This is a genomic window from Haloarcula sp. Atlit-47R, from assembly GCF_003665985.1.
Classification (GTDB): Archaea; Halobacteriota; Halobacteria; order Halobacteriales; family Haloarculaceae; genus Haloarcula; species Haloarcula taiwanensis.
In genome coordinates this window covers 225717-238790 of sequence record NZ_QPLQ01000001.1, presented here as the reverse complement: position 1 = coordinate 238790, position 13074 = coordinate 225717, and the positions used below count along the sequence as shown (strand labels likewise).

Genomic DNA, 13074 nt, shown 5'->3' with positions numbered 1-13074 from the left:
CTCGGCAGAACGTAATGTCTTAGTCGTCCTCCCGAAGCTATCTATTATGCATATTGCAATTCTTTCTGATCGGTACCCGGGACATGGCGCTGCTGGGGCAGGGACGATGGCCGCACGACTCGCAGAACAATATGATAAGCGCGGCCACATCATTAGCGTCCTAACAACTAGCTCTGAAACAGAACGGCCAACCGCATTTACTGCCATGTCCCCCAACATTGACAGCCACAACGACATTACCGTCTACTGCTTCCCCCGTCCCCCCTACCGCCAGTTTCGCTCGTACCATGCCCTCTACAACCCGTGGACAAGCCCCTCAATCCAGCAGTGGTTCGCTCATCATGCCGTTGATGCTGTGCACGCTCACAACGTTCATGAGTTCCTTTCGTATGATGCCCTCCGAGCCGCCAGCACCCATACAGACAGTGTCGTCCTCACCTATCACGACGGAATGAGCTTCGCATACGGGAAGGTTAACCACTTTGTAGACGGTGACCCCAATAACGACGGCCGACCACCTAGTTATGCATACTGCCCCTCAGAGCTACACCAGATACGTAGAGCGAAGTTCCAGTACAATCCCGTTCGAAACCGAGTAAACAAGTGGTATTTATCGACCTATATCAATCATGGTATCGCAGTTAGTCACGAGCTCGGCCGCGCGCTCCGCGCAAACGGCCGGCCAGTTGATTATATTATCCATAACGGTATTGACCCACAACGATATCTTGAAGCTGATGGTAACCAGTTCCGAGATAAATATGGCCTGAATGAACAACCGTTTATCCTTTTCGGCGGCCGTGCCTCAGACCTCAAAGGGGGTACTCAATTAGCCCGTGCTATCGCATGCTCGGAAACCCAGCCCCTACTGGTCCTTACTGGCGAAAATAAAAAGTACGCTGAAAAGTTACGTAGCATGCACCCGCAAATATCGATACGAGAAACTGGCTGGGTGGACGAAGACCTGATGCCTAGTGCGATGTCCGCTGCGGCAACCGTGGCGACGCCGAGTGTCTATCTTGAGCCATTTAACCTCCAGAACCTGGAGGCGATGGCCGCAGGAACACCGCCGATCACCACCTGTTACGGAGGACCACCGGAGGTTGTGGAAGACGACCGCACCGGGTTTGTTGTCAACCCGTTTTCAACCCGTGAGTTCGCTGACCGGATTGACGCCCTCATTCAACATGCCGACAAATGTCAAGAGTTGGGCCATAATGCCCAACAGAATGTCACTAAGTCGTTCACTATTGAAGACACCGCTAGCAAGTATCTGTCACATCTTATGGCATAAACCACATCAGTCCCATAGTGCGTCCTGATCAATGACTTCCGCCGGACTGCCAACAAAAAGGGTTGTTAGTGAGCATCGTCGGTGACCGCGCCTTCGCTGGCGATTACCGTTCCACTCTGACGATAACTGCTTGATTGAATATCACGCCGTCTCCAGTCCAAACGACGTCTTTAATCTCGATTGGTACTATTCAGGCTTACGTATCACTGCCCCGGTAGAGCTGATCACGGTCTGTGTCGAGAATCTGAACATCCTATGAGATGGCATAGTTATCACCGACAGCATTCGGTCTTGAAAATCACTTTCGTCATTGGATTAGCATCTGAGCGTCACATTTCAAACTCTCGTTCAATTTTCACACGCAAACAACGCACGCACACACAGTCCAGTATCGGAAAACTAATTACGGTACTAAACGTCCGAATGTCGGCAGTACGGACTCATTTGTATCTTCAAGTCGCCGTGGGACTTCCCAGTTGGATAGTGTCTGGTGTGGCGACAGTCATCGTGGCTGATAGCGTTGCCGTTAAATATCATGACTGGACGGCTATTTTCCAGCACCGCCGGTCGAGTGAGGGGAAAAGTAGTCCGAGAGGACGTAGACTTGCATTAGCAGAGTGGAGATGAAGTGCAAAATATAGGTTTTGGAAATGGGTTCGGTTCCGGAACGTATTTTCGCCGGCAACCAGTGCTAGCGGTAATGGCAGTCAGTGAATTGCTTATTCTCGGAGTAGATGCCGCGGATTTTAGTGTTCTCAGTTCGGACTCGGTCTCACTTCCGACGCTCGAACGACTAATGCAGGAGGGTGTTTCGGCCCCTCTCGAGAGCACCACGCCTCCGATAACCGGCGCAGCGTGGCCTGCGATGGCCTGTGGGCGCGACCCCAACAGTATCGGAATGTTTGACTTCCGGAACTTCTCGCGAGAGGATTGCGGTGAGTACCGTCCTTCGCCGTCGGCAGTTGATCCATTCTGGAGTTACCTCAGTGAGGAAGGGTATACTGCGGGTATCAGTGGCTACCCGATCGCGCCGCTGGACAAGCCCGTCGACGGGTTCGTCCTCTCATGGCCGTGGTATCTACCAGCGGACGAGCAACGCTTGGCTCCTGCGGAGTTCTTTGAGGACACTGACATCGAGGTTGATGACTACATCCGGGAGAACACAGAGTTCGAGGTCGAGCAGGTACTCACCGACCTCTGGGACAAGGCCGAGTTTGACGAACGTGTTTTAAATCGCTTTGATTTCGATGTGTATTTCACGCATCTTGACGCTGACACCATCATTCACATCGCAGACGAAGATACACTTGACGACGTGTATCGAGTCTACGAAGCGATAGACGAGATTGTCGCGTCCATACTTGAACACTGTGCAGACGACTGTGCCGTCATGATGGTCTCGGATCACGGCATTTCGAAAGTGCATGGGAAGTTCTACATGACACAGTTTCTCATTGACCAAGGGCTGCTTCAGAGAGAGACCACGGCAGCCGAACGGGTCACACAGACGGATATCAGCCAGCGCGCTATCGAGTTGGCCAAAACCACGCTGAACGCTCTCGGACTCACACGTCCCATCCAGAAGTTGTTGTTAAGTGACGATAAGATTCGCCAGCAGGCAGGACTCGAACACGGATTGGATTTCGAGGATATCGACTGCGAGAACACCGTTGTCGTCAACAGCGGAGATTGGGGTCAGTTATACGGTACAGACGGAGACGACGAGGTCAAAGCAGTTGTAGACTACCTCTCTCGGATGGCGGCTGAACAGGGCTTCGAGGTAGTCGTAGACTGGCCCGAAACGGCATACGAAGGCGATCAGTTGCATCCTGATGCGCCAGACGCCATCGTAACGATACGCGCACAAGACGGAATCCTGCGCCCAAAATCAGTCGTCTCACCAGGAAAAGAGGACCCTGAGGACTACTTCGAGACGTTCGACACGGCAAATCTGAACCACGGCGAAGACGGAGTGTTCGTCCTTTCGGGACCGAACGTGAAGCACAACACAGAGGTCGAACCGCTTCATTTGCTTGACGTCGCACCGACGATTCTGAACCAACTTGTGGGCGTCGTACCACCCGACGTACACGGGACAGCCCGGACCGATCTCTACGAGCCCGGTAGTCGGCCAGCGTCAACTCCCCAAACCGGATTCAAAGATTTCCAGCAGACGTTAATCGAGGACCGGTCGGAGCACGGAGAGATGGACGAGGTGAAGGAGAAACTGGCCGAGCTCGGATACTTCGAATAATTTCGATGGCATCGGATTTCATCCGCGACCTGCGCTGGGTTTCGTTTGCTGAAGTCTTCTCACAGGCCGCGTCATTTGCCACAGTCCCACTCCTTACACGGGCATTGGTCCCGTCTGAATACGGTCTCTATCGGTCGGCGTTCGTGGTGGTGTCACTGTTGATGTTCGTCAGGGGTGTAGTGAACCTCCAGCCGCTTCTTCTCGACCAACTACCACGGCTCGAGAGACAGCGCCAGAGGTCGTTGACGGTGGCAGTCAGCGTATGTACGGTTGCTTTGACCACGATGTCGCTCGTCGGACTCGTCCTTTTGACAGAGATAGGGATATTGAACGAGGTTTCGGGTCGGATCCAAGAGTTCGTGGCCGCTAACCTTTGGTTGACGATGTCTCTCGTGGCATCGAGGTCGCTGTATCAATACGGCCTTACTGTATGCAAAGCCTTGGACGAGTTTGCGACGTACAGTGGCGTCAAGTTCCTGTACGAGATGACGTTCTTGGGGGCACTTGTCGCGTTGTTCGCTGTCGATCTGCTCACGATTGTAACGGCAATCTCGGCGTACGTAGGCGCGAGTATGCTAGCCATCGGTATCATCCTCGTGATTGTCCACGATGAACTCCGCGCGAAGCCCGACTTTGGGAAGCTGATTGGCGAGTACCGTCGAGTCTCAGCGCCACTGATTCCCAGGTCACTTGTCGAGAAGACAAAAGGGCTCACTCCTCGATTCCTCATCGTGAGCGCGTTCGGGGTCGGAACCTTCGGGAGCTGGTCAGTTGTCTTCTCCCTTGCCATGTCGTTTCGGCTATTGAGCAGGCCGTTCTCGGAGATTCTCCTGCCGAAGATATCGAAAGCGCTCTCAGAAGGCCAGTCGCTCGACGGACTCGTATACCAGTACTACCGCGTGATGGGAACTCTCATTTCACCGGCGGTCGTCGGCGGCTGGCTTCTCGGTGCTGAGGTCATTCAGTACGTCTTTGGTGCGGAGTATGTTCTCGCTGACGTCGTGATTTGGCTTCTGCTCGCCGGGTTTGGCATCCAATCGATCAATGCGATAACGGGTTCGGTATACGTGGCCACTGATCGAAGTGATCTCGCGACATATACCCAGATCCTGTCCGCAGTCGGCCTTCTCTCGCTCGTGTTGCTCGGAGCTTTCGTCTTCGATTCACTTATTATCGTCTCAGCCGGATATCTCGCAGAAAACCTTATCGCGTTATCAATCTCACTCAGATATCAATCTACCATCCTTGAACTTCCACGGCCGAGTTTCGAGACGGTCTGGAAGCTCTGTTTGTCACTCGCTATGATGGTGATAGCCGTAGTGCTCGTAGAACCGTGGATAGCTGGTGTACTGACGACATTCGCTGCCGTCGCTGTCGGTGCGGCCACGTACTTTGTGACGCTCTACGCTACAGGATTCATCCGCGAGCAGGAGTGGGAACTCCTTCACCAGTTTGTTAGTATATAACCAACACGTATTTATTTGCGCATCCTAGTCCGATACTACTGTCGTTAGATCGAACGCATGCACGTACTTTCAATAAGTTTAGACGAGTCGATTGCGCTGTCGGAGAGCGACGCTCACCAGCGACAGCGGAGGTACGCCAAGTATTTCGACAGATACACTGTTGTGGCAAAAACCGATTCAGAACACGACAAGCAGATTCGGGACGGGGCACTACGGGTGATTCCCACGAATTCGACGACACGGTATCACTTTCTGATAGACGCCTACCGACTCGGACGTACGGCGGCCGAAGAGTGGGCACCTGATTGCGTGACAACGCAGGATCCGTTCTCAACTGGCGTCGTTGGACTCGCGCTTGCACGACAGTTCGATGCGTCGCTACGGGTGCAGGTTCACGCCGATTTCATATCTAACCCAAAGTGGCGGTGGCAGTCGGCGAAGAACCCGTTCGCGGAAGCGCTCGGCCGAATCGTATTGAAGCATGCTGATGCGGTTCGAGTTGGAACTAAACACGAACGTAGAAAGGTCAGTTCGGTCGTCCAAGACTCGACCAGGGTTTCGGTCGCTCCGGTTCGGATGGACTTCGATGGGGTTGTCGGTGGTAGTGAGCGGTCGGTGACCGAACTTCGGTCGGCCTTCGGTTTTGGCGAGCGCCCAGTCATCTTCTTTGCGGGCCGGTTCACCGATCAAAAGAATTTGCATAAGTGGCTCGAAGTTGCCGCGATCGTTCACGAAGCGGCTAACAGGACGCCACTATTCGTCATGGTGGGTGACGGCCCACAGTCCGAGAATGTTCGACAGCAGGTCACTGAGTTCGGCATAGAGGACAGCTTCCGGTTCCCTGGATGGGTAGAGACCGAGCGCCTCGCGGAGTACTACGACCTCGCAGACGTGTTTCTAATAACCTCTGACTATGAGGGCACTTCCCGAGTCGTCGTTGAGGCTGGCATGAACGAGACGCCGGTCGTCGCGACACCGTTTGCAGGCGCAATGGATAACATTGTTGACGGAGAAACTGGCTTTGTCGCTGAAGACGTGGAAACGCTCGCTCGACGAGTCTGCGAGCTACTTGAAGACGCGACCGTACGCCAACAGATGGGCACTCGGGCACGGGAACACTTGATGGAGCGATTCGACGCCGAGCGGCTGGTTGAAGAGTACGTAGAGTTCTTGCAGGATGGACTATGTGGAGAACGAAGATACTAGGTTTTGAGAGTCCTCGTATGAAGTGGATAGAACAAACCGCTGAGAGTGAACGCATACTCGACGTTTGATTCGTCGACGAGTGTGAAACAAATACTGCACGCCGAAGCGTTGCATAGCCGAATCCTGATGCAACATTGTAGGAACTGATTTAAAACCGACTGTTGGGGAACGGGCGGCTGGCGAGCCCATCAGAGACGACCTCTTTCCTCTGTCCTTTGCAGATGGCATTTTCGATGGCGTCGTTTTTGCAGAGGTACCGGAACGCTTGCCCAATCCTGGAGACGCGATACCAGAGCTCGCAACTGTTCTTGAAACAGGCGGGCGGCCATATCTAACAAGAACCCGCTCGGCCTGTATCGCTACCTTCGACACTCCCTACTAGTGGACTCTCCTGACCAGGGTCACTACCACGAGGCGGACGGCCATGTCCAGCTTGTAGCCCCGCTCTCGCTGTCACATCTGTTTGATGGTCACGGATTCCGTGTTGAAGAACGGACCCGCCCAAGTATCACTCTATCTAGGTCTCCGACGTGCCCTCGATTGACCGCTCTTCCAGAGTTTCTGTTCAACCGGGGTTGAACAGACACCTGTATCGTCGCGGTGAGCGAGTGATTCAGCCGCCTTCGCAGGGTTCTCAGAGTCTGGACGCCAGATTCGACATCAAGGCCCGTACGTCGTGGCGGTCACGGGCAACTTCTCGACTCCGCTGACAGAGGCTACGGTACTCGGCGTCGTTCAACTCAAAGATGGATTCGAGACGGTCGGCAAGCGCCGCCGGATCACCACTTGGGAACGTGAGGCGAGAGGCGTTAAGGTCCGAGTCGTGGACCATATCTACGTATGAATCGTTGGAGGAGACGACCGGTGTCCCGGATGCCATCGCTTCGACTTCCGTCTTGTCGAGACTTCCCGTCGCACTATCATTGAGGAAGACACCCGCACGCTGGTACTTCAGGACGACTTCCTCATGCGGGACGGCTCCAACGAATTCGACCAAATCGGTCAACCCCTGTGATTCAACCGTCTCGTATAGTTCTTCGACATACGCCTCGTCACCCGACGGTGCACCAACGATCTGTAGTTTCGCGTCGATACCGCGGGTATCGAGCACCTCGATAGCACCGACAAGTGTCTCGAACCGCTTTACCGGATCAAGGCGGCCGACGCCAAGAGCCAGTCGTCGGTCGGTGCTTGAACCGTTTGGCGCGAACGTATTGGTGTCGATACCGTGACCGAGCACCGAGAGCTTGTCCGACGGAAGTCTGAAGCTACCTTCGGTCGCGGTCACTACCCGGTCGGCTAGCCGGTGTGCAACCTTTAGATGCCACTCGACGCTGCTGTGGGCGTACCAGAGCGTAACTGGAACTCCTGCCGACCTGAACCATGGCCAGCCCGCAATAACGTAGTGTGGAATCATGTGGGCGAAGACCGCATCGATACCTCGCCGTACGGCCTCGATACAGTGTCGCTCGAACGAGAGGACCCGCCTCGCCTTCGAGTATCCCTTCTCCTTCCCGAAGCTGTAAAGCGTAACGTTGTCGGGGAGGTCGTACTGGCCGATGTAGCTTGTTAGTACGTCAAGCTTCTCAACGTGTTCGGCAAGTGCGCTGACCCAGTCGACAGTGAATCCGAGGATATCGTCGGTCGAATCTACCTTTTGTGTGATCATTAGGACGTGCATGCTCAGACCCCTATCTGTAGGAAATCAACGATGCTCTCGGCTCGGTGCTTCCACGTATACTGTTTGACGTCCTCTCGAGCGTGGCGTGCGACCTTGCTTGCGTCCGGGTCGTCCAACACATGACGTATTGAACGCGCGAGTGAACTGGAGCTGTCAGGCGGTGCGAAGTAGGCACTGGAGTCGTTCAACACTTCCTTCAACGACGGGATATCGGTGGCGATTATCGGTCGCCCGACTGCCATGTACTCGAACAGTTTGAGCGGCGAGGTGTACCGGCGTGAGATAGCTCTTTCAGCTGTGTTCGGGAGGACGAGCGCATCGCTGGCCGCGAGATACTTCGGGACCTGGTCTGGGTGGACGTGTCCAACCATCTCAACATTGCTCGGCATTGTCCCCACAGCAGTTTCAAGTCGGTCCTGCTGAGCGGCCGTACCGCCCACGAGACAGACAGTCACTTCAGGTATGTCTTTAGCTGCTTCGACCAATGTATCGACGCCTTTCCACTGTTTGAGGCTGCCGGCGTAGCAGACTAACTCGCCCTCCGGGAGCGATAGCTCGGTTCGAAGTGACGACTTTGAGCGCTTGATTGTGAACCGGTCAAGGCGTACACCATCCGGTGCGACAAGCATCGGCGCATTGGTGAACGAGCGCCACTCGTCCCGGAGCCCCTCGCTGATGACAACTACACCGCAAGTGTGCTCCAATGCCCGTCCAAGAAGTGCTGCGACTCGGTCTCTCGAAGGCCGACGGTGCAGTTCGACCGCAAGCGAATCGCCGAACAACGGTGCACCGAGGACGGCGAACAGAAGTCCGCGGGAGTACAGCCAGTCCCAGTCGGATCTGAGCGTGTACGCGAGCGCAGCGAGTGTGAACGTGATCGACTGGAGGTAGAACGCGAAGCGGAGGAGCGGCTGGCGTGAGCTACTGCCGAGAAAATCGATACACGGCAGTCGTGTTATTTCGAAGTTAATAGGTGAGTCGAAGTATTCCTCAACTGAATCGGGCGCGTCGTCTGGCTGGACGCGATCAGGGATGACTAGTTCAACCTCGTGTCCGTTCTCGGTAAATGCGTCGCACATCTGGACGATTTGATAGGCGTGTGCTCGCCGGCTCGGAAGCCTTGCGTTTGCCACGTACTGTATCCTAGCCATTTTTTTTTCGGTGGCCGTCTCTCGCGGAGGCTACCTTCCGCAGAAGGGTCTCGTATTCGGCGACCATCTGTTCGTGTTCAAACTGGCTCTCGAGGCGCTTGTACGCTTGCGTTCGGAGTTGACTCCGGAGCGAGGAGTTCGAGAGTAATTGCTCAAACCGCTCAGAGAACGCCTCAATGTCGTCCTGTTCAACGAGGAACCCGTCTTCGCCGTCGGTAATGGCCTCAGGAGTGCCACATACCGCGGACGCGACGACAGGTGTCCCGCAGGCCATCGCTTCGAGGACAACATGGGGAAGCCCCTCGTAGGTCGAATTTAACGCGAAGACGCGGCTACGAGAGACGATGTCGAGTACACGTTCGTGAGGGATGCGACCATGAAAGACAACTTGCTCACTCACGCCCCGTTTGTCTGCGTGCGCTTCGAGGGTGTCCCGTTCAGGCCCGTCACCGATGACGTGTAACTCCGCGTCGGGTACGTCGGCTCGTTCGAAAGCATCAACGATTCCGCCTATCCCTTTCCACGGGACGAGTCGACCGACGGTCACGATTCGGGGTGGTCGATCGGAGTCGGTTATCGACGGCCTCTCTATGTCTATCGCATTGTAGATGACGCTCGTCCGGTCGGGAGCCACTCCCCACCCAGTCACGAGTGAGCGGAGAAACTTGCTTGGCACCGCGACGTGGTCTGCCAATCGAACTGGCGCTGTCCGAAGAAGTTTCCAACCTTCGAGTTTCGGATTAAAAGTGAACTGCTGGAACGTCTCAATGTCGTTGCAGGTCTCGCCGGAACGGCGGGCCCGCTCCCATGCGGCGTCACCGACGATTTTGCTGACGGTCGGGACGCCCACGATGCGCCCGGCAGTTATCGCCTGCAAGTCGAACGCGTTTACCAACATCACGTCCGGTTCGTACGACCGGAGTTCGGCCACGAGGGTTCGAATCTGTCGGGCATATCTAAAGACGACGGAATCACCACGAGGAATGCGTACGACTTTGAACGGAAACCGGTCGTCGAACCCCGACGAGGCACGACCGTTCGTGACGACGCGGACAGAGTGGCCCCGGTTGACGAGTTCGCGTCCAAGCGATGAGACGAATGTCGCTGGACCTCCGGAATCGGGTGGAAAGATACCGGGGGCGAGCAATACGCTGACTGACTCCTTCACTGTTGGCTGAACAGTGTCTGTCCCGCTTGAAATATCGTTCTATTCGCGATGGAACTCTCGGAAAAGCGTGTAACGGCCGTTCAAGAACCTGTCGCCTTCTCTGGCCAGTCTCCAGAAAAGCACTATCGAATTAAACACGCTCTCGCCAGTGAGGACTGATACTTATCTGCTACCGAACGTCATCTCAACCATTCTCGATAGCGCACGCAGAGACCACGCGACATTGAACGAAAATAGAACGAAATATATGGTATCTTATCGGTACGAGTGCATTGAGCAAGAGTTGGGACATTATCCGCACACTGTACGACAACGAACTCGACGATGCCGACGCGTGCGTCGGTCAACTACCGAATTGGTCAGCGACTCAATGCCGGGGAACGGGATTCCTCGTGGCCACTACCCGTGGTGAGCTACTGGGCAATAGATAACTCAGCGAACAGATATGCGAGCGGCCGGTCAAACTTGGCTCGTGGCCGGAGGAAGCCAAAGTCAGTACACCTTTGGTAGAACACTAGAAATCAGGCGACAATGACAGATACACCGAGCGTTCTCCATGTTATTTCTGGTATCGATGTCGGCGGCGCAGAGAATCACCTTCTGATGCTTCTTGACGGACTCGCCTCACGGGAGTTTGACGTTACCGTAGCATATCTGAAAGGCGACGGCGAACTCGCGGACGACTTCCGAGAAGCAGGCTGCTCTGTTGAGCGAATTGGTATCCGGTCGGACTTGGACCCACTCGGGCTCGGGAGACTCGTCGCAAAAATAGCTCGAAACGATTACGACATTGTCCACACTCACCTCTTTCACGGTGACGTATACGGCGCGACAGCCGCAACTGTTGCTGGAGTTCCAGCTATCGTCTCCTCGAAGCATAACGATCCACCATACTGGCAGGACCAACCGCACAAGCTAGTACACGACCTGTCGCTGTCTCGTACCGACCGTATTCTCCCAATTTCTGAACATGTCCGTGACTACTTGCTTGAAACCTCGAATGTCAGCCCAGATCGAGTTCAGACGGTCCGATACGGGTTCTCGCTAAAGGACTTCGAAGACGTATCTGAGAGTGACGTCCAATCGGTACGGCGAGAATTTGTCGACGATAATAAGCCACTCGTTGGAACCGTCGCTCGACTCACTGAGCAGAAAAATCTGGAAACGCTTCTCCGCGCGTTCGAGCAAGTCAGAGACCGGGTGCCGGGCGCACATCTCGCTATCGTTGGACGCGGCGAGGAAGAAGACCGCTTGATACGCCTTGCAGACACTCTCGGTATTGCGGACGCCGTGACATTCGCCGGATTTCGGACTGACATTCCCGAACTTATGCACGCATTTGACGTGTTCGCACTGCCATCGCGGTGGGAAGGCTTTGGCGTTGTGTTTCTCGAAGCGATGGCCGCCCAGACACCCGTCGTCGCATCTGAAGTGAGTGCCATCCCAGAAGTGGTCGCAGACGGCAAGACTGGACTGCTGTGTCCCCCGACAGACGAGACGCAGTTTGCCGATGCTATCTCAACCCTGCTTGAGGACCGAGAACTGGCCGAATCGATGGGCGAAGCCGGGAGGGAACGGCTCGACAGGAAGTTCACGGTCGATAGGATGGTCGAAGAAGTAGCGACAATCTATCAAGAGATACTGTCCACCAAATCGCGGTAGAGCGATTGGTACGACTGTTCCATGTTTTCGAGCGTAAATCGGCTGAGGTCGGCGGTAGTTTGTTTGCTCATCTTACGCCGGAGCGACGGTGATGCGACGAGTTGCCCGATGCGGGCGCTCAGTTCTGAGATGTCACCCGGCTCGACTAGAAATCCGGTTTCGCCATGCGAAACCTGTTCGGGGATTCCTGCGACAGTCGTCGAGACGACCGGCAACCCGGCAGCACGGGCTTCGGTGACGACGCGGGGCATTCCCTCACGATAGGAGGGGAGTACGAAGACATCCGCCGTGGCGAGGAGCCGGGCAACATCGTCGCAGTAGCCGAGAAATGAGATGTTGTCTTCAAGCCCACGTCGCTTGACCGCATCCTGTAGTTCTTCTCGGCTTTCTCCTTCGCCCGCGATATCTAACTTGACCGGATGCTCTCCGGCGACCTGATCGACTGCCTCTATCAGGTCGAACAGGCCCTTGCCGTCCGCTAGTCGGCCGACGAAAAGTAGCGAAACTGGTTCATCGGCGGATGGCAGGTTATCCCACCGGTCCGGAACGCGATATGCGTCTAAGTCTAGACCGTCGTAGATGACCTCGTACTGGTCCGGATGACCAAACCCGCGGTCGAGATAGGTGTCACGAACCCTCACTGAGTTGGTGACTATGCGGTCGCTCAGCGGTGCACTCGCGCGCTCGAAGACGTAGAGTGTGGCGTTCAACAGCGGGTTCCGGTCGCTTGCGATTGGGTCACCGTGAACGCTGTGGATAGTGACTGGGACATCTGCAAGGGCGCCCGCCCAGCGTCCAATCACGCCTGCCTCTGTGCTATGTGTGTGGAGGATATCTATCTGTTCGTGTTTGAGATACCGTGCGACGCACAGGACCGCCGGAAGTGCAGTTACTGGGTTGTAGTGTCTGATCGCCCGGAACACAGTGACGTCGATTCCTCTCTCCCGGAGAGCATCAAGTCGCTCGGAAGCATGTTCCGCGCCGACACCGACTCGTAGGTCGTACTGCTCTGGTGCGGTCCGAAGCGCCGAGAGGATTTGTTCGACGCTCTTCTCTGCACCGCCATCGAGAAACCGAGTGATGAGGTGGAGGACACGATACGGCTCAGTCACAGGTCTACGTTTCGACGACTCGAGTAAAGGATTGCCGAAACTTCATCATCGACCGACCAATCTACGAACTATCCGCACAA

The 13074-nt window shown here is 55.3% G+C and carries 10 protein-coding genes; 6 read left to right on the top strand and 4 right to left on the bottom strand.

Annotated elements, in window-relative coordinates:
* The first annotated feature begins 46 nt into the window (after positions 1-46).
* The 5 genes from DVK00_RS01220 (at position 47) to DVK00_RS22430 (ending at position 6602) form a co-directional block, all read left to right on the top strand.
* The gene (locus DVK00_RS01220) at positions 47-1294 is read left to right on the top strand and encodes a glycosyltransferase family 4 protein (protein ID WP_101350572.1); all 1248 of its coding nucleotides are present in this window, start codon (positions 47-49) and stop codon (positions 1292-1294) included.
* 700 nt (positions 1295-1994) lie between these two features.
* Complete coding sequence (locus DVK00_RS01215; protein WP_101350571.1) at positions 1995-3548, top strand: alkaline phosphatase family protein; 1554 nt, start codon at positions 1995-1997, stop codon at positions 3546-3548.
* A 5-nt stretch (positions 3549-3553) separates the two neighbouring features.
* Positions 3554-5014 (top strand): lipopolysaccharide biosynthesis protein, encoded by a 1461-nt coding sequence (locus DVK00_RS01210; protein ID WP_101350570.1) that lies wholly within the window; start codon positions 3554-3556, stop codon positions 5012-5014.
* Between the two features lie 57 nt (positions 5015-5071).
* Positions 5072-6220: a glycosyltransferase family 4 protein gene (locus DVK00_RS01205; protein WP_101350569.1), complete on the top strand. Its 1149-nt coding sequence runs from the start codon at positions 5072-5074 to the stop codon at positions 6218-6220.
* Positions 6221-6353: 133 nt separating this feature from the next.
* The gene (locus DVK00_RS22430; protein ID WP_121535129.1) at positions 6354-6602 is read left to right on the top strand and encodes a methyltransferase domain-containing protein; all 249 of its coding nucleotides are present in this window, start codon (positions 6354-6356) and stop codon (positions 6600-6602) included.
* A 252-nt stretch (positions 6603-6854) separates the two neighbouring features.
* On the opposite strand, the gene DVK00_RS01195 is transcribed toward DVK00_RS22430, so the two are convergent.
* The 3 genes from DVK00_RS01195 to DVK00_RS01185 are packed head-to-tail and all read right to left on the bottom strand — an operon-like array spanning position 6855 to position 10220.
* On the bottom strand, positions 6855-7901 hold the full coding sequence (locus tag DVK00_RS01195; protein ID WP_121535128.1) for a glycosyltransferase family 4 protein: 1047 nt from the start codon (positions 7899-7901) through the stop codon (positions 6855-6857).
* A 2-nt stretch (positions 7902-7903) separates the two neighbouring features.
* Positions 7904-9052, bottom strand: coding sequence for a glycosyltransferase family 4 protein (locus tag DVK00_RS01190; protein WP_121577116.1), 1149 nt, complete (start codon positions 9050-9052; stop codon positions 7904-7906).
* The gene (locus tag DVK00_RS01185; RefSeq protein ID WP_157829432.1) at positions 9045-10220 is read right to left on the bottom strand and encodes a glycosyltransferase family 4 protein; all 1176 of its coding nucleotides are present in this window, start codon (positions 10218-10220) and stop codon (positions 9045-9047) included. Before DVK00_RS01185 ends, DVK00_RS01190 begins: the two co-directional genes overlap by 8 nt.
* 531 nt (positions 10221-10751) lie before the next feature.
* On the opposite strand from DVK00_RS01185, the gene DVK00_RS01180 reads away from it, so the two are divergent.
* Positions 10752-11882, top strand: a complete 1131-nt coding sequence (locus DVK00_RS01180; protein ID WP_101350565.1) for a glycosyltransferase — start codon at positions 10752-10754, stop codon at positions 11880-11882.
* On the opposite strand, the gene DVK00_RS01175 is transcribed toward DVK00_RS01180, so the two are convergent.
* Complete coding sequence (locus DVK00_RS01175; RefSeq protein WP_101350564.1) at positions 11852-12994, bottom strand: glycosyltransferase family 4 protein; 1143 nt, start codon at positions 12992-12994, stop codon at positions 11852-11854. The two genes, DVK00_RS01180 and DVK00_RS01175, sit on opposite strands and share 31 nt — an antisense overlap.
* Between the last annotated feature and the right edge of the window lie 80 nt (positions 12995-13074).

What these genes read in the sequence shown, in the direction of transcription:
- DVK00_RS01205 (WP_101350569.1), top strand. Translation starts at nt 5,072, where the DNA reads ATGCACGTACTTTCAATAAGTTTAGACGAGTCGATTGCGCTGTCGGAG.
- DVK00_RS01215 (WP_101350571.1), top strand. Translation starts at nt 1,995, where the DNA reads ATGGCAGTCAGTGAATTGCTTATTCTCGGAGTAGATGCCGCGGATTTT.
- DVK00_RS01190 (WP_121577116.1), bottom strand. Translation starts at nt 9,052, where the DNA reads ATGGCTAGGATACAGTACGTGGCAAACGCAAGGCTTCCGAGCCGGCGA.
- DVK00_RS01220 (WP_101350572.1), top strand. Translation starts at nt 47, where the DNA reads ATGCATATTGCAATTCTTTCTGATCGGTACCCGGGACATGGCGCTGCT.
- DVK00_RS01210 (WP_101350570.1), top strand. Translation starts at nt 3,554, where the DNA reads ATGGCATCGGATTTCATCCGCGACCTGCGCTGGGTTTCGTTTGCTGAA.
- DVK00_RS01180 (WP_101350565.1), top strand. Translation starts at nt 10,752, where the DNA reads ATGACAGATACACCGAGCGTTCTCCATGTTATTTCTGGTATCGATGTC.
- DVK00_RS01195 (WP_121535128.1), bottom strand. Translation starts at nt 7,901, where the DNA reads ATGCACGTCCTAATGATCACACAAAAGGTAGATTCGACCGACGATATC.